At 69.1% G+C, this 24,363-nt stretch carries 17 protein-coding genes; 12 read left to right on the forward strand and 5 right to left on the reverse strand.

Annotated elements, in window-relative coordinates:
* The first annotated feature begins 173 nt into the window (after positions 1 to 173).
* From tpiA to AC1RRW_RS03460, 7 genes are all read left to right on the forward strand, one after another.
* A complete protein-coding gene (gene tpiA / locus AC1RRW_RS03430) occupies positions 174 to 935 on the forward strand; it encodes a triose-phosphate isomerase (protein WP_492899132.1) in 762 nt (253 codons plus the stop codon).
* A gap of 165 nt (positions 936 to 1,100) precedes the next feature.
* Positions 1,101 to 1,502: a preprotein translocase subunit SecG gene (gene secG / locus AC1RRW_RS03435; protein WP_492899133.1), complete on the forward strand. Its 402-nt coding sequence runs from the start codon at positions 1,101 to 1,103 to the stop codon at positions 1,500 to 1,502.
* A gap of 155 nt (positions 1,503 to 1,657) precedes the next feature.
* On the forward strand, positions 1,658 to 3,286 hold the full coding sequence (gene pyrG, locus AC1RRW_RS03440) for a CTP synthase (protein ID WP_492899134.1): 1,629 nt from the start codon (positions 1,658 to 1,660) through the stop codon (positions 3,284 to 3,286).
* Between the two features lie 148 nt (positions 3,287 to 3,434).
* Positions 3,435 to 3,836, forward strand: coding sequence for a DUF350 domain-containing protein (locus tag AC1RRW_RS03445; RefSeq protein ID WP_492899135.1), 402 nt, complete (start codon positions 3,435 to 3,437; stop codon positions 3,834 to 3,836).
* Positions 3,837 to 3,852: 16 nt separating this feature from the next.
* Positions 3,853 to 4,464: a DUF1190 domain-containing protein gene (locus AC1RRW_RS03450; protein WP_492899136.1), complete on the forward strand. Its 612-nt coding sequence runs from the start codon at positions 3,853 to 3,855 to the stop codon at positions 4,462 to 4,464.
* A gap of 3 nt (positions 4,465 to 4,467) precedes the next feature.
* Positions 4,468 to 5,637, forward strand: a complete 1,170-nt coding sequence (locus tag AC1RRW_RS03455; protein WP_492899137.1) for a glutathionylspermidine synthase family protein — start codon at positions 4,468 to 4,470, stop codon at positions 5,635 to 5,637.
* Positions 5,638 to 5,719: 82 nt separating this feature from the next.
* On the forward strand, positions 5,720 to 6,601 hold the full coding sequence (locus tag AC1RRW_RS03460; protein WP_492899138.1) for a VOC family protein: 882 nt from the start codon (positions 5,720 to 5,722) through the stop codon (positions 6,599 to 6,601).
* Between the two features lie 111 nt (positions 6,602 to 6,712).
* Here the strand turns inward: AC1RRW_RS03460 and mdoH are convergent, their stop codons facing one another.
* On the reverse strand, positions 6,713 to 8,854 hold the full coding sequence (gene mdoH, locus AC1RRW_RS03465; RefSeq protein ID WP_492899394.1) for a glucans biosynthesis glucosyltransferase MdoH: 2,142 nt from the start codon (positions 8,852 to 8,854) through the stop codon (positions 6,713 to 6,715).
* A gap of 47 nt (positions 8,855 to 8,901) precedes the next feature.
* Positions 8,902 to 10,449, reverse strand: a complete 1,548-nt coding sequence (locus tag AC1RRW_RS03470; protein WP_492899139.1) for an OpgD/OpgG family glucan biosynthesis protein — start codon at positions 10,447 to 10,449, stop codon at positions 8,902 to 8,904.
* Positions 10,450 to 10,763: 314 nt separating this feature from the next.
* Here AC1RRW_RS03470 and glmU point away from each other — a divergent pair, with 314 nt between their 5' ends.
* The 3 genes from glmU (at position 10,764) to AC1RRW_RS03485 (ending at position 15,154) form a co-directional block, all read left to right on the forward strand.
* Positions 10,764 to 12,137: a bifunctional UDP-N-acetylglucosamine diphosphorylase/glucosamine-1-phosphate N-acetyltransferase GlmU gene (gene glmU / locus AC1RRW_RS03475; protein WP_492899395.1), complete on the forward strand. Its 1,374-nt coding sequence runs from the start codon at positions 10,764 to 10,766 to the stop codon at positions 12,135 to 12,137.
* A gap of 119 nt (positions 12,138 to 12,256) precedes the next feature.
* Positions 12,257 to 14,083, forward strand: a complete 1,827-nt coding sequence (gene glmS / locus AC1RRW_RS03480; protein WP_492899140.1) for a glutamine--fructose-6-phosphate transaminase (isomerizing) — start codon at positions 12,257 to 12,259, stop codon at positions 14,081 to 14,083.
* 354 nt (positions 14,084 to 14,437) lie between these two features.
* A complete protein-coding gene (locus AC1RRW_RS03485; RefSeq protein WP_492899141.1) occupies positions 14,438 to 15,154 on the forward strand; it encodes a DUF502 domain-containing protein in 717 nt (238 codons plus the stop codon).
* On the opposite strand, the gene recG is transcribed toward AC1RRW_RS03485, so the two are convergent.
* Complete coding sequence (gene recG, locus AC1RRW_RS03490) at positions 15,132 to 17,234, reverse strand: ATP-dependent DNA helicase RecG (RefSeq protein ID WP_492899142.1); 2,103 nt, start codon at positions 17,232 to 17,234, stop codon at positions 15,132 to 15,134. The genes AC1RRW_RS03485 and recG overlap by 23 nt on opposite strands.
* A gap of 146 nt (positions 17,235 to 17,380) precedes the next feature.
* On the opposite strand from recG, the gene AC1RRW_RS03495 reads away from it, so the two are divergent.
* Positions 17,381 to 17,677 carry an FAD assembly factor SdhE gene (locus AC1RRW_RS03495; protein ID WP_492899143.1) on the forward strand — a complete coding sequence of 99 codons (297 nt, stop codon included), beginning with the start codon at positions 17,381 to 17,383 and terminating at the stop codon, positions 17,675 to 17,677.
* Between the two features lie 189 nt (positions 17,678 to 17,866).
* Positions 17,867 to 21,415 (forward strand): transcription-repair coupling factor, encoded by a 3,549-nt coding sequence (gene mfd / locus AC1RRW_RS03500; RefSeq protein WP_492899144.1) that lies wholly within the window; start codon positions 17,867 to 17,869, stop codon positions 21,413 to 21,415.
* Positions 21,416 to 21,445: 30 nt separating this feature from the next.
* Here the strand turns inward: mfd and AC1RRW_RS03505 are convergent, their stop codons facing one another.
* A complete protein-coding gene (locus tag AC1RRW_RS03505; RefSeq protein WP_492899145.1) occupies positions 21,446 to 22,465 on the reverse strand; it encodes an AMP-binding protein in 1,020 nt (339 codons plus the stop codon).
* Between the two features lie 10 nt (positions 22,466 to 22,475).
* Positions 22,476 to 24,329 (reverse strand): extracellular solute-binding protein, encoded by a 1,854-nt coding sequence (locus AC1RRW_RS03510; RefSeq protein ID WP_492899146.1) that lies wholly within the window; start codon positions 24,327 to 24,329, stop codon positions 22,476 to 22,478.
* Between the last annotated feature and the right edge of the window lie 34 nt (positions 24,330 to 24,363).

A 24,363-nucleotide genomic window follows, 5' to 3' on the forward strand; every position in this document is an offset into this window, starting at 1 on the left:
CTGAAGCGCCGAAAGGGGCGAAAAGCGGTTGCGCCAAGAGGCTGCCGAGCGTCTGGTCGGCGCTGCTTATAGAAACCCGCGCCGCAAGCTGCAATCGGCCGCGAACGCCGCATGCGATTGCGGCATGGGCCTGGCGTTGCTAGAGCCGTCGAGGTGAGCGAAGGAGACGGGAATTGACGCGCAGCATCAGGCCGCTCGTGGCCGGCAACTGGAAGATGAACGGGCTGAAGGCCGATCTCGCCATCGCGACCGAGGTCGCCAAGGGCTACGATGCGACGCTGAAGGCGGCCGTCGATCTCGCGATCTGCCCGCCGGCGACGCTGCTCCATCCCGCGACCGCTGCCCTGATCGGCTCGCGCGTCGCGACGGGCGGCCAGGATTGCGCGGCGCGGGAAAGCGGCGCCTTCACCGGCGATCTCTCGGCCGCGATGCTGGCCGACGCCGGCGCGAGCTTCGTCATCGTCGGCCATTCCGAGCGCCGCACCCTGCATGGCGAGAGCAATGCGACGGTCAAGACCAAGGCCGAAGCGGCGCGGGCGGCGCTGCTCATCCCGATCGTCTGCGTCGGTGAGACGAAGGACGAGCGCGAGGCCGGCAAGGCGCTCGCCGTGGTCAAGAAGCAACTGCGCGGCTCGGTCCCGGGCGGATCGGCCGCGGCGACGCTGGTCGTCGCCTACGAGCCGGTCTGGGCGATCGGCACCGGACTGACGCCGACCGCCATCGACGTCGCCGAGATGCACGCGGCGATCCGCGCCGAGCTTGGCCGCCTGCTCGGCAAGCCCGCCGCCGCCGGCGTGCGCCTGCTCTATGGCGGTTCGGTCAAGCCCTCCAACGCCGCCGAACTGCTGGGCGTCGCCAATGTCGACGGCGCCCTGGTGGGCGGCGCGAGCCTTAAAGCGCCGGATTTCCTGGCGATCGCGAAGGCCTGCGTCTGAACCAGCCTTCACTTGCCCGCTGGCGCGCCCCGCACGCCCATGCTATGGGCCGCGCCGAGTTCGCAAGGCGCAGCCGCGCCTCAGGGCGGACAGACGGAGCGGGCGGCTCTTGGCGGCGGCGCGCTCCATACCCATTTCCTGAGCCCGACACTTTTTCGTGAGTCCATGCAGAACGTTCTCATCGTCATCCACCTGATCATCGTGATCGCGCTCGTCGGCGTCGTCCTGCTGCAGCGCTCCGAGGGCGGCGGGCTCGGCATGGGCTCCGGCGGCGGCGGAGCCGGCGGCTTCATGACCGGCCGGGGCCAGGCCAACGCCCTGACGCGGGCCACCGCGATCCTGGCGGCCGCCTTCTTCCTGACCTCGATCGCGCTGGCTGTGATCGCCAATCGCAGCCGCGTCCAGCGTTCGATCATCGACGGCGCGCCGGGCACGACCGCGCCCGCCAACCCGACCGGGCCGAGCGCCCCGAACGCGGGCGGCGTGCTCGACCAGCTGCGGCGGATGCAGGCGCCGAGCGGCGGCGCGCAGCCGCCGACGCCTCCGGCGCCCGCGCCGCAGCAGTAGTCGAGACGGGGCAGGGGCCGGGCAACCGGCCCTTCTCTTTTGGCTGAGAACGTCCGGGCCGGCCGCTCTCTTCATGTGGACAAGCGCGCCGCGCAAGCCCTGCCTGCACGGTCGGGCCTAGCGAATCGAAATCCCGTGGTTAGAGGTGACCTCCCATGACGCGGTATGTTTTCATCACCGGCGGCGTGGTGTCTTCGCTGGGCAAGGGCCTGGCGGCGGCGGCGCTCGCCGCCCTCCTGCAGGCGCGTGGCCACACGGTCCGGCTGCGCAAGCTCGACCCTTATCTCAACGTCGATCCAGGCACGATGAGCCCGTATCAGCATGGCGAGGTCTTCGTCACCGACGACGGGGCCGAGACCGATCTCGACCTCGGCCATTACGAGCGCTTCACCGGCCGGCCCTGCAACAAGGGCGACAACATCACCACCGGCCGCATCTACATGGACATCCTGACCAAGGAGCGCCGCGGCGACTATCTCGGCGCGACCATCCAGGTCGTTCCGCACGTCACCAACGCGATCAAGGAGTTCATCCTCGACGGCAACGAGTCTTACGACTTCACCCTGGTCGAGATCGGCGGCACCGTCGGCGACATCGAGAGCCTGCCCTTCCTGGAAGCCATCCGGCAGGTCAATCAGCAGCTTCCGCGCAACCAGTGCATCTTCATCCATCTGACGCTGCTGCCCTACATCCCCACCGCCGGCGAACTGAAGACCAAGCCGACGCAGCATTCGGTCGCGGAACTGCGCTCGATCGGCATCCAGCCCGACATCCTGCTCTGCCGCACCGATCGCGAGATCCCGCGCGAGGAGCGCCGCAAGCTCGCCTTGTTCTGCAATGTCCGCGAGACCGCCGTGATCGAGGCCCGCGACGTCGCCTCGATCTACGACGTGCCGCTGTCCTATCACGCCGAGGGGCTCGACAACGAGGTGCTCGCCGCCTTCGGCATGGACCATTCGGCCGAGCCCGACATCTCGAACTGGAAGCGCATCTCCGAGCGGGTCAAGAGCCCCGAGGGCGAGGTCACCATCGCCATCGTCGGCAAATACACGGGGATGAAGGACGCCTACAAATCCCTGATCGAGGCGCTGATGCATGGCGGCATCGCCAACCGCGTCAAGGTCAACCTCGACTGGATCGAGTCGGAGGTCTTCGAGAAGGAGGATCCGACGCCCTTCCTCGAGCATGTCCACGGCATCCTGGTGCCCGGCGGCTTCGGCCATCGCGGCGCCGAGGGCAAGATCAGGGCGGCGAGCTTCGCGAGGCAGCGCAGGGTGCCCTATTTCGGCATCTGCTTCGGCATGCAGATGGCCGTGATCGAGGCGGCGCGCTCGCTGGCGCGGATTCCCGACGCCAACTCGACCGAGTTCGGACCCACCACCGAGCCGGTCGTCGGCCTGATGACCGAATGGATGCGCGGCAACGAGCTGGAGCAGCGCGCCGCCAATGGCGACCTCGGCGGCACGATGCGGCTCGGCGCCTATGCCTCGACCCTGGCCGCCGGCTCCAAGATCGCCGAGATCTACGGCTCGACCCAGATTTCCGAGCGCCACCGCCACCGCTACGAGGTCAATATGGGCTATCGCGAGCGGCTGGAGGCCAGGGGCCTGAGCTTCTGCGGGCTCTCGCCCGACGGCCTGCTGCCCGAGACGGTCGAATATCCCGACCACCCCTGGTTCATCGGCGTGCAATACCACCCCGAGCTGAAATCGCGGCCCTTCGAGCCGCACCCGCTGTTCGCGAGCTTCGTCGAGGCGGCGCTGGTGCAGAGCCGGCTGGTGTGAGGGCGGCCGACTTTCACGCGCATGAGTAATTCACAGTCACGAGCGGAAGTCATCCGACCTGGCCGTGAGGGGTTCCCCGAGCCACTGGCGCGCCCAGACTTGTGACGTATAGTGAGCCTATTACGATCTCGGCGCGCGGGGCGGCGGCATGGCGATCTCGATGGCGGGGCTTCCCGCGTTCCTGCTGTATTTCTGCCTCGGCGTCGCGCTGATCGCCTGTTTCGCGGCGGTCTATCTGAAATTCACCGCCCATGACGAGATCGCGCTGATCCGCGGCGGCAATCTCTCGGCGGCGGTCGCGCTCGGCGGCAACGTCGCCGGCTTCTCGATCCCGCTGGAGAAGGCGATCGCGCAGGCGAGCAGCATTCCCGATCTGCTGATCTGGGCGCTCGCGGCGATGCTGATCCAGTTCGCGGCCTATGGCGGCGCGCGCATCCTGATCCCGGACCTCTCGCGCAAGATCGGGGAGGACCGCCTGCCGTCGGCGGCGATGCTCGCCGTCATCGCGGTCATTTCCGGCACGCTGGCCGCCGCCAGCATGACCGCCTGAGGCGGGGAGGGCGGCGATGAAACGCTCGACGCAGATCGGTCTGGCGGCGGCGGGCGTCGTCTTGGTCGCCGCCGGCTGGTCGTATTTCGGCGGCGGCAGCGAGGAGGAATCGCTCGTCTACAACTCGCTCGCCGATTGCCGCGCGGCCGGCCAGCTCTCGGCGAGCCAATGCGAGCAGCGCTTCAACGAGGCCTCGGCCAACCATCTGCGCGACGCCAGGAAGTTCAGCGACAATGCGAGCTGCGAGACGGAGTACGGCGCGGGCTCCTGTCGGAACGCGACCTGGAACGGCGCGCAGATCTTCGTCCCGGCGCTGGCGGGCATCCTGCTGGCGCGAAGTTTCGCCTCGGGCGGCGGCGCGGCGCAGCCTTTGCTGCCGCCGACGCAACAGGCCTGCCCGCCCGGCAGCCAGCAACCGGAATGCCAGCAGGCCCGGTCGTCCTCCGGTTCGTCCGGCGGCGGCAGTTACGGCGGCGGCGGCCGTTCGCGCGCCTATTCGACCACGTCGGGTCAGGCGCTGGTCGCGCGCAACGTCTCCTCGACCGGCGTCGCCAGCGTCCCCGGCGTCGCCTCGCGCGGCGGCTTCGGCTCGACCTCGCGCTCGTTCGCCTCGTCTTCTTCCTCCTGAGCGATGCGCCGCGTTACGCTGCCCCCGCGCGCGGACTGGCGACCCCAGGTCGAGCGGCTGGGCTTCGCCTTCCACACCATCGACGGCGCGACCTATTGGGACGAGAGCGTCGCCTACGCCTTCACGCTGGACGAGATCGAGCGCGACATCGAGGCGCCGACCGAGGCGATCGAGCAGCTCTGCTTCGCCTTCATCGACACGGCGCTGGGCAACGAGGCGATCCTGACGAAGCTCGCGATCCCTCCGGCGCAATGGGACTTCATCCGGTCGTCATGGCAGCGCGGCGACCGCAATCTCTACGGCCGGCTCGACCTCGCCTATGATGGAAGAGGCCCGGCCAAGCTCCTGGAATACAACGCGGATACGCCGACCGCCCTGTTCGAATCGGCGGTCGTGCAATGGGACTGGCTGGAGCAGGCGATGGCGCTGGGCACGCTGCCGAAGGGGTGCGACCAGTTCAATTCGCTGCACGGGCGGCTGATCGCGGCGTTTGCGGGCCTGCGCGAGCCGTCGCCTTTCAGGCTGCATCTGTCCTGTGTCCAGAACAGCGACGAGGACAAGGGCACGGTCGACTACCTGATGGATTGCGCGAAGCAGGCCGGGCTCGACGCGCGCTTCAGCTACATCGAGGAGATCGGCCTGCTTTCCGACGGGCGCTTCTGCGACGGCGCCAACCAGCCGATCGAGACGCTGTTCAAGCTCTATCCCTGGGAATGGCTCTTCCGCGAGCGCTACGCCGAAGCGCTCAGCGGTTCGCGCTGCCAGTTCGTCGAACCGCCCTGGAAGGCGATCGTCTCGAACAAGGGCCTGCTCGCCTGCCTCTGGGAGATGGAGCCCGGCCATCCCAACCTGCTGCCGGCCTTCTTCGAGGGCGATCCGCGCTGCGAGACGCTCTCGGCCCGCCGGGTGCGCAAGCCGCTCTATTCGCGCGAGGGCGCCAACGTCACGCTGAGCGAGCGTGGAAAAGTGCTCGACAGCGACGACGGTCCCTATGGCGCGGAGGGCTTCGTGCTTCAGGACGCGGCTCCCAACCTGTTCGAATCGGACGGAAACTTCGCCGTGCTCGGCTCCTGGCTCGTCGCCTCGCAGGCCTGCGGCCTCTGCGTCCGGGAGGATGTGACGCCGATCACCAGGAACACCTCGCGCTTCGTGCCGCATTACATCGAGCCGTGAGACACTCGCGCTTGCGGCATGACCCTGCCGCTTTCGCCTGCTAGACAGGCAGGCCATCCGACGAGCCGAGAAAGCGATTGCGATGCCTGAACAGACCAGCACCAGCCCGCGCGGGCTCGACCATCTCGTCATCGGCGTGCGCGATCTCGACGCGGCGGGCGCGTTCTATTCCCGGCTCGGCTTCAAGGTCGGCGCGCGCAACCGCCATCCCTGGGGCACCGAGAACCGCATCGTGCAGTTCCCCGGCGCCTTCCTCGAACTGCTCACGGTCGGCGACGCGCAGGCGATCCCGCCGCATGCGCCGGGGCGGTTTTCCTTCGGCGCCTTCATGCGCGACGCGCTCGCGCGCGGCGAGGGCATGGCGATGCTGGTGCTGGAGAGCGCTGATGCGAAAGCCGACGCGGCGACCTACAAGGCGGCCGGCATCGGCGACTTCGAGCCGTTCTTCTTCGAGCGGACGGCGCTGCGCCCGGACGGCTCGCAGGTCCGCGTCGCCTTCTCGCTCGCCTTCGCCGCCGACGAGGCCGCGCCCGAATGCGGCTTCTTCGTCTGCCAGCAGCACGAGCCGCGGAATTTCTGGAACCCGGCCTTCCAGCAGCACGACAACGGCGCGACCGGCCTCGCCGCGGCGATCATGGTCGCTGACGAGCCGGCGGTTCATCGCGCCTTCCTTTCCGCTTTCACGGGCGGGGCCGAGATCATCGACGGCAACGCGGATTTCGTCGTCGGGCTGCCGCGCGGACGCATCGACGTGCTCGATGCGGAAGCGGCCGAGGCGATCTACCGCGTCGCGCCCGATCCGACGCCGGCGCGCTTTCTCGGCTTCAGCGTCTCGGTCGCCGATCTGGGGGCGGTCAAGCAACGGCTGTCCGGGGCGGACATCTCGTTCCATGAAGGCGAGGGACGCATCTCGCTTTCGCCCGAGGCCGGTTTCGGCTGCGTCATCGCGTTCGAGGCGGCGTAGAGCATCGGACCGAAAAGCGGAATCCGCTTTTTGGAAAAATCCGATGCTTGAATAAAGAGATAGATCGTCACTTTGCGTCCGTTGGGACGCACCGCGATCTAACCGGCCGCCTCAGGACGCGGCCGGACGCTCCGGCGGCAGCGAGGCGAGCAGCCCGATCAGCGCGCGGTCGTGCAGCACGACCATGCGCTCCTTCGGCTTCAGCCAGATCGTCGCGTCCTGGATCGTCTCGGCGTCGACCAGCTTGGCCTGCGCCACGGCCCGGTCGGGCTCGATGTCGCCGCGCCGGCGCGCCTGGCCCTCGGGCAGCATCGCCTGATGCGCGTCGCGCAGCGCCGGATCGGCATGCAGCGCCGCGATTCCGTCGCCCTCGTCGAAGCCGGCCTCGGCGAATTCCGCCTGCAGCACGTTGGCCCTCAGCGCGATCGCCGGCGGGTCGCCTTCCTCCGGCGTCAGCAGCAGCTTGTGCCGCTTCAGCCAGAGCCCGAGCGCGAGCTGGCCCGAGGCCCATGACAGCGGGATCGCCAGCACGAGGCCGACGATCGTCGGCGACATCCAGGCGAACAGCGAGGTCGCGATCAGGAAGGCCGAGATGCCGGTGATGACGCCGAGCGCGGTGTGCGTGCGGTGGCGGCGGACGATGTCCTTGAGCGGGATCGAGCCGTCGTCGCGCCGCTGCGGGTTCCAGCCGGTGTCGCGCCCGAGCAGGATCTGGAACACCGAGCCCGACTGGATCAGCATCATGATCGGGGCGAAGAAGGCCGAGAACAGAACCTCGATGATCGCCGAGATCACGAGCCGGATCGCGCCGCCGCCGGCGCGCCTGAGCTTGCCGTTGAACAGGGTCAGCAGCAGCCCGAACAGTTTCGGCGCGAGCAGGATCGCCATGGTCAGAGCGAACAGGTTCAACGCGCGCTCGGGGTCGAAGCGCGGCCAGACCGGGAAGAGCGTGAACTGCTCCGTGAAATATTCAGGCCGCGCATAGCTGACCTGGAGCACGATCAGCGTGCCGACCACGAGCTGCATCAGCCAGAAGGGCGAGGCGAGATAGCCCATGATGCCGGTGGCGAAATGCTGCCGCGTCGACCAGACGAAGCCCTTCGCGCCGAGGATGCGCGAATGCTGCAGGTTGCCCTGGCACCAGCGCCGGTCGCGCACCGAGATGTCGATCAGCGAGGGCGGGCTTTCTTCATAGGAGCCCGTCAGGTCGGGCAGCATGTAGACCGACCAGCCGGCGCGCCGCATCAGCGCCGCCTCGACGAAATCATGGGAGAGCACATGCCCGCCGAAGGGCGGCTTGCCCTTGAGATCGGGCAGGCCGCAATGATCCGCGAAGGCCTTCGTCCGGATGATGGCGTTGTGGCCCCAGTAGTTGCCGTCGCGGCCCGACCACATCGCCAGTCCCGTGGCGATGACCGGGCCGTAGACCCGCGCCGCGAACTGCTGCAGCCGGGCGAAGAAGGTGTTGCGGTTGATGATCAGCGGCAGCGACTGGATGATGCCGGAATCGGGGTCGGCCTCCATCGCGGCGGCGAGGCGCACGATGCAGGTGCCGGTCATCAGGCTGTCGGCGTCGAGCACGACCATATGCTCGTAATGCCCGCCCCAGCGCGTCACGAAATCGGCGATGTTGCCGGCCTTGCGGTGATGGTTCTTCGGGCGGTGGCGATAATAGATGCGCGCGTCGGGTCCGAGCCGGCGGCGCAGGGCCAGGAAGGCGCGCTCCTCGGCGATCCAGATGTCGGGGTTCGTCGTGTCGGAGACGATGAAATAGTCGAAATGCGCGCCGAGCCCCGTCGCCTCGACCGATTCGCGGATCGCCGCCAGCGCGGCGAAGGTGCGCGCGGTCGATTCGTTGTAGATCGGCATGACGACGACGGTGCGATGCCGCAGGCTTTCGACCCTCCCGCCGAGCCCCTTGCCGAGGAGCAGGCCGAAGAAGCCGAGCAGGGCGCTGGTGAAGGCGAGCGCGATCCACGAGAAGTTGACCGTGAACAGCACGAGCAGGGCGTACTGCAGCGAGGTCGTGCGGCTGACCGACACGACGTTGTACATTTCCCAGGCGCCGTAGCCGGTGACCAGCAGCGCGCCGCCGAAGACGAAGAGCCGCTTCAGCCAGGGCGTCGTCCATCGCGCCGGCGCTGCCGGCTTGCGCCGTTCCGAGGCCTGCCAGCTCCGGAACGACTGGACCGGCATGATCAGCCGGTTTTCCGGCGGCGTCGCCGGCGCGGAAGGAGCCGTGGCGGGCGCCATCGGCGCCTCCTCTGTCGTCCCGGCGGCGGCCTCCGGGCGCGCCGCGGTCACCAGGTCCATCGGTCGAGCCAGGTTTCCGAGACCGGCTGGCCGCCGGCCTGCAGCACGAGCCTGAGCTCGCTGAGATTGTCGGCGCCGGGATCGACCTCGAATCCGACGCGCATCAGCTTGCGCTCGGGATAGGGCCAGAGCCTGACATTTTGGATCGCGCCGGGCGTCGCCGTGATGTTGGCGCGCGTCGCCGCGACGGTGGCAGCATCGGCCAGCCTGTCGCCGGTGAAATCCACGATGAAGCGCCGCCTGCGCCCCTGCGAGCCGCGGCCCTGCCGCATCCGGCCGGCGACGGCGAGCGCCGGGCGTTCCGGCGGCTGCCAGCACCAGGCCTGGCGATAGGCGATCGTCGTCTCGCTGCCTGGAGCGAAGGGGACGCGCGGCCGCCAATAGGCGATGACGTTGTCGTTGATATCTGAATCGCTCGGGATTTCGATGAGCTGCACCGAGCCCTGGCCCCATTCGCCGAGCGGCTCGGTCCAGACGCTCGGCCGCAACTCGTAGCGCTGGTCGTCGTCCTGGAAGGCGGCCGGATCGCGCTCGCGTTGGACGAGGCCGAAGCCGCGCGGGTTCGCGTCCATGAAGGACGAGACCTGGAGATTGGTCGGGTTGTTGACCGGCCGGTAGATCCACTCGCCCGCGCCCGTCAGCATCTGCACGCCCGAGATCTCGTGCACGGCCGGCCGGATGTCATCGAAGGTGCGCCGGCTCTGCGGTCCCGACAGGAAGGTGCCCATGGTGCAGCCGAAGCCGACATGGTCGAGCGCCTGGCGGGCGAACAGGGTCATCTCGACATCGATCAGCGTGACGTCGCCGGGCCGCAGGGTCATCCTGAGCGCGCCGGTCAGGCTTTCGGAATCGAGCAGGGCATGGACCACGAGCAGGCCGGAGGCCGGGCTCGGCCGCTCGATCCAGAAGGCGCGGAAGAACGGGATCTCCTCGCCGCGCTGCTCGCCCGGCCGCAGGATCAGGGCGCGCGCCATCGAGCCGTAGTTCTGCCCGCGCGCCAGCGAGCGGAAGAAGGTCGCGCCCTGGAAGATCGCGACCTCGTAGGGCCGCTCCAGCCCGGTCGCGATCCGCATCCCCGAGAACTGCAGGTCGACATTGGCCGGCGGCGGATTGACCCGGCCGTAGTCGAACTTGCCGCGGTCGAAGGCGACGCGGCGCACCGTGTCGTCCTCGATCGTGAACAGGCTGACCGGGTTCGAGAAGACATAGCCGCGATGCAGCGGCTCCACGGTGAAGCCGCGATTCTCGCCGGCCCAGATCAGGCTGCCGGGCTGCGCCCTGATTCCCGAATACTGGTCGAAAGGAAGCGTCGCATAGCCCTCGGGCAGATCCGTCGCCACGAGCGGCGCCAGCGGCCGCCGCGCCAAGGCGCGGGCTGTCTCGATGATCGAGGACGGGTCGAAACGCTGGCCTTCGCCCTGGGGCGGCTGTGTCGGCGCGGGCGGCGCGCCCTGCGCCTGCGCGAGACCTGTGCCAAGCAGCGAAGCGGCTGCGAGCCCGCCCGTCGAGCTTTCGAGAAACTGCCGCCGATTCAACGATTTCGCCATCATATCCAACTTGGGCGGGCGACGCCCTCGCCCCCATGCGCTTCTAGAGCATTTTGCCGCCGGCTGAAAAGCCGCCACGGCTGCGAATTCGGTCGGGGCGCGCATTGTTCCGCATCATCGTTATCGCTCTTCGCCGGTGTCGCAGCGGCAGGCGGCAGGCTGTGGGCGGCGCGGGGGCGGCAAGAGGATGGCAAGCGTTTTGGCAAACGCCGGCGAGATCGGCTATCCCAGCCCCGCAAGGCGACCGCGCGCGATCGACCGCCTGCTGCGAGCCGGCAAGGGAAACGACAATCATGACCGAAATGCAGTCCGGCCGGTCCTGCCTGGCCATCATCCTGGCGGCTGGCGAGGGCACGCGCATGAGATCGCGCCGGCCGAAGGTGCTGCACGAGGTCGCCGGCCGTTCGATGCTCGGTCACGCGCTCGCGGCGGTGGCCAAGGCCGGCGCGGACGAGATCGTCGTCGTGATCGGCCCCGACCGCGCCGATGTCGCGGCCGAGGTCGAGGCGGTCCTGCCCTCCGCCGGCGTCGTGATCCAGGCCGAGCGCAGGGGCACCGCCCATGCCGTTCTCGCCGCACGCGAGGCGCTGGCGCGGGGCCACGACGACGTCATCGTCGCCTTCGCCGACACGCCGCTGGTCAGGCCGGAAACCTTCGCGACGCTGCGTCGCGCGCTTGCGGAGGGCGCGGGCGTCGCCGCGCTCGGCTTCGTGGCGCGCGATCCGACCGGCTATGGCCGCTTCGTCACGCGCGGCGACGCGCTGGAGGCGATCGTCGAGCACAAGGACGCCAGCGCCGGGCAGCGCGCGATCACGCTCTGCAATGCCGGGCTGATGGCGCTCGACGGCCGCCACGCGCTGGCGATCCTCGACGGCATCGGCAGCGCCAACGCCCAGAACGAGTTCTACCTGACCGATGCGGTCGCGGCGGCGCGGGCAGAGGGCTTGTCGGCCGTTTCGCTGACCGCGCCCGAATCGGAGGTCCAGGGCATCAACGACCGGGTCCAGCTCGCCGCCGTGGAGGCCGAGTTCCAGCGCGTCAAGCGCCGCGAGATCATGCTGGCCGGCGCGACGCTGATCGCGCCCGAGACGGTGTTCTTCAGCTTCGACACGATCATCGGCCGCGACGTCGTGATCGAGCCGCATGTCGTGTTCGGGCCGGGCGTCACTGTCTCGGACGGCGCGGTGATCCACGCCTTCTCGCATCTGGAAGGCGCGCTGGTCGGCGAGGCCGCGACCGTCGGCCCCTATGGCCGGTTGCGTCCCGGCGCGAGGCTCGGCCCGGGCGCCAAGATCGGCAATTTCGTCGAGGTCAAGGCGGCCGAGATCGGCGAGGGGGCCAAGGTCAGCCACCTGACCTATATCGGCGACGCCAGCGTCGGCGCCGGCGCGAATATCGGGGCCGGCACGATCACCTGCAACTATGACGGCTTCTTCAAGCACAGGACGGTGATCGGCGCGGGAGCCTTCGTCGGCTCGAACTCGTCGCTGGTCGCGCCGGTCACGATCGGCGATGGGGCCTATGTCGGCTCGGGCTCGGTGGTGACGAAGGACGTGCCCGCCAACGCGCTGGCCGTGTCGCGCGCGCGCCAGATCGAGCGCGACGGCTGGGCGAAATCCTTCCGCGAGAAGGCTTCCGCAAGGAAGGCTGAAGCCAGGGCGAAAACCCCGGAATAGTCATTGGAATCCGGCTTCCGCGCAAGCCGGCGTTCATAGTTCGACATCTAGAGTGATTTTTCGGCAGCGCCTTTCGCCGCTATGCGAAAGCCGACGGCAACGGCTGAAGAGGGTCTGGCATGTGCGGCATCGTGGGGATTCTGGGCAAGGAAGCGGTCGCGACGCAGGTTGTCGAGGCGCTGCGGCGGCTCGAATATCGCGGCTATGACTCGGCCGGCGTGGCGACGCTGGAGAACGGCCTGCTGACGCGCCGGCGCGCCGAGGGCAAGCTCAGGAACCTCGAGGTCCGCCTCTCCAACGAGCCTCTCGACGGGCTGATCGGCATCGGCCACACCCGCTGGGCGACGCATGGCAAGCCCAACGAGACCAACGCCCACCCGCACGCCACCGGGAAGCTCGCGGTGGTCCACAACGGCATCATCGAGAATTTCCGCGAGCTGCGCGCCGAGCTCCAGGCCGACGGCTACCTCTTCGCGACCGAGACCGACACCGAGATCGTCGCCCATCTCGTGACGCGCGAGCTCGATCGCGGCAAGAGCCCGGTCGAGGCGGTGGGCCTGAGCCTGCCGCTGCTGCGCGGCGCATTCGCGCTCGCCTTCCTGTTCCAGGGCGAGGACGACCTGCTGATCGGCGCGCGCAGGGGCTCGCCGCTCGCGGTCGGCGTCGGCGACGGCGAGATGTATCTCGGTTCCGACGCGCTCGCGCTCGCGCCCTTCACCAGCCTGATCGCCTATCTGGAGGAGGGCGACTGGGTCGTCCTCAACCGCAAGGGCGCGAGCTTTTTCGACAAGGACAACAGGCCGGTGCAGCGCCGGGCCCAGCGCGTCGCCGCCGGCGCGTTCCTGGTCGAGAAGGGCAACCACCGCCATTTCATGGCGAAGGAAATCTACGAGCAGCCCGAGGTCGTCGGCCACACGCTGACGCAGTATCTCGACATGGTCGAGGGCAAGGTCAGGCTGCCCTTCGCCGGCAAGATCGACTGGGCGACGCTGTCGCGCCTGTCGGTGTCCGCCTGCGGCACCGCCTATTATGCCGGGCTGATCGGAAAATACTGGTTCGAGAAGCTGGCGCGGCTGCCGGTCGAGATCGATGTCGCCTCCGAGTTCCGCTATCGCGAGGCCCCGCTGCCGAAGGACGGGCTGGCGCTGTTCGTCTCGCAATCGGGCGAGACCGCCGACACGCTCGCCTGCCTGCGCTATGCGCGCCAGGAGGAGCAGACGATCCTTTCGATCGTCAACGTGCCGACTTCGACGATCGCGCGCGAGAGCGACGCCGTCGCGCCGACGCTGGCCGGCCCGGAGATCGGCGTCGCCTCGACCAAGGCCTTCACCTGCCAGTTGACCGCGCTCGCCTGCCTGGCGCTGGCGGCGGCGAGGGCGCGCGGCACGCTGACGGCGGAGGACGAGGCCCGCCATGTCCGCAGCCTGATCGCGCTGCCCGGCCTGATGGCCAAGGCGCTGGAGCTCGAGCCCGAGATCGAGAAGCTCGCCCGCGAGCTCTCCAAGGCCGGGGACGTGCTCTATCTCGGCCGGGGAACCTCGTTCCCGCTGGCGCTGGAAGGCGCGTTGAAGCTCAAGGAAATCAGCTACATCCACGCCGAAGGTTATCCGGCCGGAGAGCTCAAGCATGGCCCGATCGCGCTGATCGACGAGGCGATGCCGGTCATCGTCGTCGCCCCGCATGACGCGCTCTTCGAGAAGACGGCGTCGAACATGCAGGAGGTCGCGGCGCGCGGCGGGCGGATCATCCTGATCACCGACGCGAAGGGCGCGGCCGAATGCGGCATCGAGCCCGAGACGACCATCATCCTGCCGGAGATGGACCCGGTCTTCTCAGCCGTGGTCTACGCCCTGCCGATCCAGATGATCGCCTACCAGACGGCCGTCTTCATGGGCAAGGACGTCGACCAGCCGCGCAATCTGGCGAAATCCGTCACGGTCGAGTGACGCTCAGTCGCCTGCCGGCTCCGGCCGGCTGGCGACGTAGGCGCCCCCGCCAGCAGGCCCGCGCCGGCTGTCCAGAGCGCGACCGGCGGCGCATCGGTCGCCGCCAGCGGTGCGAAGCTCGCCAGACCGGCAGGATGAGCCCGACCACGCCGAGCGCGGTGAACAGCCAGCCGCCGGCGAGCAGGAGCGGGCGGCGTAGCCGAAATGGTCGTTTGCTGTCCAAACCGGCCCGATCCCGTATCGCCGAAGGTGAGGGTGGTATAAGCCGCCAACTCGCCTATCTTGCGCATATTGCGGCGCAGCGTCGCCAGCAAAAGACTGCCCAGGGGCGATCGCCACCCGTCCGGATGACAGATGAACCCAAGTCCCATCGACCCCCGTCTCGTGATCCAGACCGATTTGCTGCGGCCCTCGCTCGGCACGCGCTTCCGGCGCTATTTCTTCACCGGGCTGGTGCTGGCGGCCCCGCTCGCGATCACCGCCTCGGTGACGTGGTGGTTCGTCAACCTGATCGACGGCTGGGTGAAGCCGCTGATCCCGGCCGCCTATCTGCCCGATTCGTACCTGCCGTTCCCGATTCCGGGGCTCGGCATCGTCATCGGGCTGATCGGGCTGACGCTGCTCGGCTTCCTGACCGCCAATCTGGTCGGGCGCACGCTGGTCGACGCCGGCGAGGCGATCCTCAACCGCATGCCGGTGGTGCGCAGCCTCTACAAGGGCGTCAAGCAGGTCTTCGAGACGATCTTCTCGCAGTCGGGCACCTCGTTCCGCAAGGTCGGCATGGTGCAATTCCCGCAGCCCGGCATGTGGTCGATCGTCTTCATCGCGCAGGAAGCTCCGCCGGACATCGCCGGCATGCTGCCCGACGGCGAGGAGCAGATCGGCGTCTTCCTGCCCTGCACGCCGAACCCGACCACGGGGTTCTTCTTCTATCTGCCGCGCAAGGAGGTGGTCGAGCTGACCATCTCCGTCGAGGACGGCGCCAAGCTGATCATGTCGGCGGGGCTGATCCAGCCGGGAGAGACCGGGCCCAGGCTGACGCCGGCGACTAACCCGCCCGCAGAAGCCTGATCGCGACGTCGCGCTCGAACAGGTAGAGCAGCGTCCTGACCGCCTCGCCGCGCGGCCCGTCCAGATGGGGATCGCGCTCGATCAGCAGCCGCGCGTCGTCGCGCGCCGCCGCCAGCAGGTCGCCGTCCGTCTCGGGTCGCGCGATGCGCCAGTCGGGCGAGCCGGACTGCCTGGTCCCCAGCACCTCGCCCTCGCCGCGCAGGCGCAGGTCTTCCTCGGCGATGCGAAAGCCGTCCTCGGTCTCGCGCATGATCGAGAGCCGCGCCTCGGCGACCGGGCCGAGCGGTCCCTTGTAGAGCAGGAGGCAGGTCGAGGCGGCCGAGCCGCGTCCGATCCGCCCGCGCAGCTGGTGGAGCTGCGCGAGCCCGAAGCGCTCGGCATGCTCGATCACCATGACGCTGGCGTTGGGCACGTCGACGCCGACCTCGATCACCGTGGTCGAGACCAGGATGCGCGTCCTCCCCGCGACGAAATCGGCCATCGCCGCGTCCTTGTCGCGGCCGGGCATCTGGCCGTGCAGCAGCCCGACCTGTGGACCGAACTCCTGGCGCAGCGCGTCGTAGCGCTCTTGCGCGGCGGCGACGTCGATCTGGTCGGATTCCTGCACCAGCGGGCAGACCCAGTAGACCTGCGCGCCGGCCTCGATCGCACGCCCGAGTCCGGCGACGACCTCGTCATGGCGCTCGAGCGGAAGCGCCTTGGTCGCGATCGGCTTTCGGCCGGCGGGCTTTTCGGCGAGGACGGAAATATCCATGTCGCCGAACCAGGTCAGCGAGAGCGTGCGCGGGATCGGCGTCGCGGTCATCACCAGCACATCGACCGCCTCGCCCTTCGAGCCGAGCAGCAGGCGCTGATGCACGCCGAAGCGGTGCTGCTCGTCGACGATGGCGAGCGCGAGGTCGCGGAAGGCGACGCCCTCCTGGAACAGCGCATGGGTGCCGACCGCGATCGCGACCTCGCCGCTGGCCAGCTCCTCCAGAACGCGGGCGCGGCCCGGGCCTTTCTCGCGGCCGGTCAGCAGAGCGAGCTTCAGCCCGGCCGCCTCGGCCAGCGGCATCAGCCGCCCGGCATGCTGGCGCGCCAGGATTTCGGTCGGGGCCATCAGCACCGATTGCCGGCCGGCCTCGGCGGCGGCGGCCATCGCCATGAGCGCGACGACGGTCTTGCCGGAGCCGACATCGCCCTGCAGCAGCCGCAGCATGCGCTCGGGCTTTTCCATGTCGTCGTGGATGTCGGCGAGCGCCTGCTTCTGGCCGTCCGTCAGTGTAAAGGGCAGGGCGGCCTCCACCTTGCGCCGCAGCGTCCCATCGCCGGCCGTGGCGCGGCCGGCCGTCTTCTTCCGCTGGCGGCGCACCAGCGCCAGCGCCATCTGGCTCGCCAGCAACTCGTCATAGGCGACGCGGCGCCGGGCATGGGTGTCGCCCTCGATCGCCCTCAGGTCCATCGGGTGATGCAGCGCCTGCATCGCCTGCGCGAAGGAGGGGAAGCCGGCCTTGGCGACGAAAGCCGGATCCTGCCACTCCGCCAGGACAGGGCATTTCTCGGCCGCGCTCGCGGCTAGCCGCGTCATGACGCGCGGCCCGACGCCTTCGGTCAGGCCATAGACCGGCTCGATCGACGGCATGGTCGCCGCGAGCCTCGGATCGAGGGCGCGGTCGGGATGCACCATCTGGCGCATGCCTTCCCAGAGTTCGAGCTTGCCCGAGATCAGGCGATAGGCGCCGATCGGCATGGTCTGGAGCAGATGGCGGACATCGGCGTGGAAGAACACCAGCGTCACGTCGCCGGTCTCGTCCTCGACCAGGATGCGATAGGGCGCCTTGGCCTTGGTCGCGGGAGGCGGGCGATGCTCGGTCACCCGCGCATTGAAGGTCGCGACGTCGCCGATCGGCGCGTCCGCGATCGTCGCGCTCGGCCGCCGGTCGATCGCCCCCGTCGGCAGATAGAACAGCAGGTCGACGACGCGGGCCGGCCTGGTCTCGTCGCCCAGGAGCCTGTCGAGCGCCTTGGCCGTCTTCGGTCCGACGCCGGGCAGCGTCGAGACGGTGGCGAACAGCGGATCGAGCAGGGTCGGACGCAAGCGGGGTCTCTGGCGTTGTCAGAAGCGCGAAGTTTGCTGCCGCGGGGCCGCTGACTTCGCCGGGTGCCGACGCTATATAGCCCGCGACGGCAGGCTCCGCGACGGGGCCGGCCCCATTCCCGCGCCTGAGTCCAGAGGTTTGTCCCATGTCCGGCTCGACCCGCTCCAGCGCCGATCTCGACCCGCGCCGGCGCAAGATCCTGTTCAGGTCGTGGCACCGCGGCATGCGCGAGAACGACCTGATCATGGGCCGCTTCGCCGACGCCGCGATCGGCGATCTGAGCGAAGCCGAGCTCGACGAGTTCGAGCGCCTGATCGAGGTGCTCGACCGCGACCTGATCTCCTGGATCACGGGGGAGGCGCAGGTGCCGGACAACTACGACACCGACGTCTTCCGCCGGCTGAAGGCGTTCCACCACCACGGCAAGCCGATCCATGCGTGAGCTCGCGCGCGGTTCCTTCTCCCGAATGGGAGAAGGTGGCCCGGAGGACCGGATGAGGGCCCGCCATCGCAGTAAGAAGGCGCAACGGTTCCGTCGCGCCCCGACAATCAGCGGCACACCCTCACCCCTGCCCCTCTCCCATCCGGGAGAGGGGTTCCCCGCGCCGGCTTCCCTTGACGATTGCCTGCAATGAGCATCGCCCCTCCCGCCCAGATCGCAAAGCTCCAGCTCGACCGCATCCTCGACGGGCTCGATCGCGGCGACAAGCCGGTGCTCGCCGGCGTGTCGGACGGTTTCGACGCCGTCCTTCTCGCCGACCTGACCCGCGCCAGGGCGAAGAAGGCCGAAGGACCGGCGATGCTCGTCTTCGTCGCGCGCGACGGGCAGCGCCTGCAGGTGCTGGAGAACGCGCTGCAGTTCGTCGCGCCCGATCTCGAGGTGATGTCGTTCCCGGCCTGGGACTGCCAGCCCTATGACCGGGTCTCGCCGGCCCCGAGCATCGTCGCGCACCGCATGACGACGCTGTCGCGGCTCGCCAAGACCAAGTCCGGCGACAAGCCGCGCCTGCTGCTGACCACCGTCAACGCCGCGCTCCAGCGCGTGCCGGCGTTTTCCAAGGTCGCGTCCGAGAGCTTCTCGGCCGCGCCGGGCAACATGGTCGACACCGACCAGCTCGCGCGCTGGCTCGACATGAACGGCTATCTGCGCACCTCGACCGTGCGCGAGACCGGCGAATTCGCGGTGCGCGGCGGCATCGTCGATCTCTACCCGCCGGGCATGCCCGCGCCGATCCGGCTCGACTTCTTCGGCGACACGCTGGAATCGATCCGCACCTTCGATCCCGAGACGCAGCGCACCACCGGGCAGATGCGCGGGCTCGATCTCGTGCCGATGTCAGAGGCGCAGATGACGAGCGAGAGCATCAAGCGCTTTCGCCAAAGCTATATCGCGAATTTCGGCACGCCGGGCCGCGACGACGCGCTCTACGAGGCGGTCAGCGAGGGCCGCCGCCCGGCCGGCCTCGAACACTGGCTGCCGCTGCTTGCTTCCAGCCTCGACACGCTCTTCACCTATCTGCCCGACGTGCCGCTGGTGCTCGACCATCAGGCCGAGGACGCGGTCGGAGAGCGGATCAGCCTGATCAAGGACTATTACGACGCCCGCAAGGCCGCGATGGAGCAGCCTAGCACTGGGGGCATGCCCTACAAGCCGCTCAAGCCCGACGCGCTCTATCTGTCGCCGGCAGACTGGCGCGGCATCGTCGACCAGTCCGGCGTCGCGTCGCTGACGCCGTTCCAGCTCCCCGACAGCCACGGTAAGCTGATCGTCGATCTCGGCGCGCGGCAGGGCCGCAGCTTCGCCGCCGAACGCGCCGACAATGCCGGCAGCGTCTTCGACGCCGCCGTCGCCCATGTGAAGGCGCTGGAGAAGGACGGCCGCCGCGTCATCCTCGCCGCCTGGTCGGAAGGCTCGCGCGAGCGACTGGCTCATGTTCTCGCCGATCACGGCCTCAAGACCGTGCAGGCGACCGGCTCGCTCAGGGCCGCCTTCGATCTCAAGCCCGGCACGGTCGCGCTCGCCGTCTGGGGTTTCGAGACCGGCTTCGAGGCCGGAAAGCTCGCGGTCATCGGCGAGCAGGACATTCTCGGCGACCGCCTCGTCCGCCCGCGCAAGAAGTCGCGCCGGCCGCAGGATTTCATCAACGAGCTCTCCTCGCTCTCGCCCGGCGATCTCGTCGTCCATGTCGACCACGGCATCGGCCGCTTCATCGGGCTGAAATCGATCACCGCCGCCGGCGCGCCGCATGACTGCCTGGAGATCCACTACGCTTCGGACGCCAAGCTCTTCCTGCCGGTCGAGAACATCGAGCTGCTCTCGCGCTACGGCTCGGAGGATACCGAGGTCGCACTCGACCGGCTCGGCGGCGGCGGCTGGCAGGCCCGGAAGGCGAAGCTCAAGCAGCGCATCCGCGAGATGGCCGGCAAGCTGATCGCGATCGCCGCCGCGCGCGCCCTCAAGGAAGCGCCGCGCCTGATCCCGCAGTCAGGTCTCTACGACGAGTTCTGCGCCCGCTTCCCGTTCGAGGAGACCGAGGACCAGCAGACGACGATCGACGCGGTGCTCGACGACATGGCGGCGGGCCGGCCGATGGACCGGCTGGTCTGCGGCGATGTCGGGTTCGGCAAGACCGAGGTCGCGCTGCGGGCCGCCTTCGCCTGCGCGCTCAACGGCAAGCAGGTCGCGGTCGTGGTCCCGACGACGCTGCTGGCGCGCCAGCACTACCGCAATTTCGCCGAGCGCTTCTCCGGCCTGCCGGTCAATGTCGGCCAGGCCTCGCGTTTCGTCGGCGCGCAGGACCTGAAGGCGGTCAAGGCGGGCGTGAGGGACGGCACGATGGACATCGTCGTCGGGACCCACGCGCTGCTCGGCAAGGGCGTCGAGTTCAAGGATCTCGGCCTCGTCATCGTCGACGAGGAGCAGCATTTCGGCGTCGCCCACAAGGAGCGGCTCAAGGAGTTCCGCGCCGAGGTGCATATGCTGACGCTCTCGGCGACGCCGATCCCGCGCACGCTCCAGCTCGCCATGACCGGCGTGCGCGAGCTCTCGATCATCGCGACGCCGCCGGTCGACCGGCTCGCGGTGCGCACCTTCGTCACGCCCTTCGACCCGCTGATCGTGCGCGAGGCGCTGCTGCGCGAGCGCTATCGGGGCGGGCGCTCCTTCTATGTCGTGCCGCGCATCGAGGACATCTCCGACGTCAAGGACTTCCTCGACAAGCAGGCGCCCGAATGCAAGGTCGGCATCGCGCATGGCCAGATGGCGGCGGGCCAGCTCGAGGACGTGATGACGGCGTTCTACGAGGGCCAGTACGACGTGCTGCTCTCGACCACGATCGTCGAATCCGGCCTCGACATCCCGAGCGCCAACACGCTGATCGTCCACCGCGCCGACATGTTCGGCCTGGCCCAGCTCTACCAGCTCCGCGGCCGCGTCGGCCGCTCGAAGGTGCGCGCCTATGCGCTCTTCACCATGCCGGCCAACCGCAAGCTGACCGAGCAGGCCGAGCGCCGCCTCAAGGTGCTGCAGTCGCTCGACACGCTCGGCGCCGGCTTCCAGCTCGCCAGCCACGATCTCGACATCCGCGGCGCCGGCAATCTGCTCGGCGACGAGCAGTCCGGCCATATCAAGGAGGTCGGCTACGAACTCTACCAGCAGATGCTGGAGGAGGCGGTCGCCGCCCTGAAATCCGGCGTCGATTTCGAGACCGACGCGCAATGGTCGCCCGCGATCCAGATCGGCGCGCCGGTGATGATCCCGGAGCATTACGTCGCCGACCTCACGCTCCGGCTGACCCTCTACAAGCGCCTCTCGACCATGGACGACGACGGCGACATCCAGTCCTTCGGCGCCGAGCTCGTCGACCGCTTCGGGCCATTGCCCGAGGAGGTGCGGCAGCTGCTCGAGATCGTCGCGATCAAGGCGCTCTGCAAGCGCGCCAATGTCGAGAAGGTCGAGGCCGGGCCGAAGGGCGTCATCGTCTCCTTCCGCGACAACGAGTTCGCCAATCCGGAAGGGCTCGTCTCCTATGTCGCCAGGATCGGCACGCTGGCGAAGGTGCGCCCGGACATGCGCGTCGTCTTCATCGACGATTTCGAGACGACCGAGCAGCGGCTTAAGGGCACGCGCCGGCTGCTGACCGACCTGACGCGGATCGCGGAGCGCAAGAAGGCGGCCTGATCCTCATCGTCATTGCGAGCGCGGCGCCGTCTACCGGCGCGAGATCGAAATCTCCGCAGCCGAATGCACCGCGACATCGACGATCGCGAGATCCGGCCGGTCGAGCGCGGGCAAGGGGCGTTCTCCTGGCTCGCGCTGCACGAAGACGATGCTGGCCAGCGCCGGATGGCTCGCCAGCTTCGAGCGCGCCAGCGAGGGCTCCATCGCGGCCGGCAGCACGAGATGCGCCTTGCGGCCGCCCTCCAGGCAGGCCTGCATGTCGCCGAGGCTGAACAGGCCGAGCGGCAGCAATTCGACCCCGGTGAGCAGCGACATGCCGGGTCCGCAGGCGAGCGCAGCGAGATCGCCGCCGACGAGCGAGGTGACGATGCGCGAGGAAGCGAGCGGCTTGACCAGCCGCGACATCTCCAGCGCGCGGCCGAGAACCATGCGTTCGGAGACCGGCATCGGCCCGGCCAGCGTCCGCGCATCGACCACCTGCAGGGCAGGGCGGGGCAGGCCGGTCGGCAGCGGCTGCGCCCTCGCGCTCGCCATCAGCGTGTCGAGCGCCGCGACCCCTTCAGGCACCTCATGGCCGAAGCCGCCGACGAAGCGGGTCGAGAAGGCGCGCACCGCGAGATTGCGCAGTATCAGCAGCGGCCTCAACGGGCCGACGCGCGCCGTGCCCAGCGCCATCACCGCGCCCGACGCCTCGACCAGCTTGAGCAGTTCAAGCTCGTTGCCGTGCAGCGGCAGCATCAGCGGCGACAGGCCGGCGCGCAGGCAGGCCAGGATCGAGACCAGCGCCTCCTGTCCCATCGGGGCGAGGATCGCCACGCTCGCGCCGGGCTGCGCCTTGTTGATGGTCAGCAGCCGCGCCAGTTGGTCGACCCGCTCATCCAGTTGCAGGAAGCTGAGCGAGGTCGGCATCGCGTCGCTCCAGCCACGCCTGCCGGGCGGATCGCGCAAGGCCGCCTCGTAGCCGCGCGAGCGGGTCAGCGCCTGCAAGAGCGAATCGAGATCGAGCCCCTCGAGCAGCGCGGCCACGGCTTCGTCGGGTTCGGCCCGCATGGTCGCGCTTTCAGTTGGCCGGCGCCGGCGGCGCGGGAGCGCGCGCCAGAATCTCGGTCGAGAAGAAATAGCCTGGCCGCCGCTCGGGCAGGACGATGTCGCGCGAGCGGGCGAGCCAGGTGTCGGGCAGGTAATACAGCGGCACGACATAGAAGCCCGACAGCAGCAGCCGGTCGAGCGTCCTGACGGCGGCGACGAAATCCTCGCGCTCGCGCGCACCGAGCAGCGTCTGCATCACGGCGTCGATCGCCGGCGATCTCACGCCGGCATAGTTCAGCGCGCCCTTGCGGTCGGCATTGGCCGAGCCCCAGCGCCCGATCTGCTCGTTGCCGGGCGAGGCCGAGGCCGGCCAGGTCCACTGGATCATGTCGAAATCGAAGGCCGAGAGCCTGCGCCAGTACTGCACGTCGTCTATCAGCCTGACCGAGACCGCGACGCCGATCCGGCCGAGCGAAGAGGCGTAGTTCAGCGCCAGCCGCTCCTGCGGCCGGCTGGTCACCGTGATCTCGAAGGCGAAGGGCTCGGCCGTGCCGCGCCTGCGCAGCGTGCCGTCGGAGAGCTCGTAGCCGGCGGCTTTCAGCAGGTCGAGCGCCTTGCGGGCCTGCTCGCGGTCGCGGCCAGAGCCGTCGCTGGCGGCCGGCGACCACTGCCCCGACAGGATGTCGGCCCGCACGCTGCCCGGAAAGGCGGCGAGCAGCGCCGTCTCGCGCTGATCGGCCGGCACGCCCAGCGCCGACAGCTCCGAATCGGAGAAGAAGCTGCCGGCCCGGCGATAGACGCCGTGGAACAGGTTGCGGTTGACCCATTCGAAATCGAACATCAGGCCGAGCGCCTCGCGGACGCGAATGTCGGAGAACAGCGGCCGGCGCGTGTTGAAGACGAGCCCGGTCATGCCCTTGGGCGACCGGAAGCGCAGCGTGTCGCGGACGATCCGCCCGTCGCGAACGGCCGGGATATCGTAGCCGGTCGTCCAGCGCGTCGGATCCCCTTCGAGCCTCACATCGTAGAGCCCGGCCTTGAACGCCTCGAACAGGGCGTTGGAGTCGCGGTAGAAATCGTAGCGGATCTCGTCGGCGTTGAAGAGCCCGCGCGTCAGCGGATGGTCCTCGGCCCAGAAATCGCTGCGGCGCTTCAGCGTCAGCGACTCGCCCGGCCTGATCTCGCTGACGAGATAGGGGCCCGAACCCAGCGCCGGCTTGAAGCTGGTGTCGCCGAATTTCTCCGCGTCGGTGGCATGCTTGGCGAAGATCGGCAGCGCCCCGATCACCAGCGGCAATTCGCGATTCGAGCCGTCGCCGAGCTCGAACTCGACCCTGGACGGCGAGGGCGCCTGCGCCTTGGTGATGCGGGCGAGGCTCGAGCGGTGGAACGGCTTGCCCTTGGTCCTGAGCATCTCGACGGTGAACAGCACGTCCTCGGCGGTCACCGGCCGTCCGTCGGAAAACCTGGCGCGCGGGTCGATCTCGAAGGCGAGCTTCGTCCGCTCAGGATTGAGTTCGACGCGCGAGGCCAGGAGCCCGTAAGCGGTGAAGGGCTCGTCGGCCGAGCGGAACAGCAGGCTCTGCTGGACATATCGCGGCACCGCGTCGGGCGCGACGCCGAGCACGACCAGCGGGTTCAGGCTGTCGAAGGTGCCCTGTTGCCCGAAGATGATCCGTCCGCCCTTGGGCGCGGCCGGGTCCGCATAGGGCAGATGCGCGAAACCGGGCTGGAGCGCCGGCTCGCCGTGCATCGCCACCGCATGCGTCGGTTCCGCCGCCCGGGCGAGCGAAGTCGCTCCCGCCAGCGCGAGGAACGCGGCGAAGGCGGCGGCCGTCCCGGTCATGGCCTGCAGGGCAGCGCGCCCCGCGCGAAGCAAATCCATCGCCGATCCTGATTCCCGGCCGCGAAGATAACAC

This window comes from Allobosea sp. GW821-FHT12C12 (assembly GCF_058807355.1).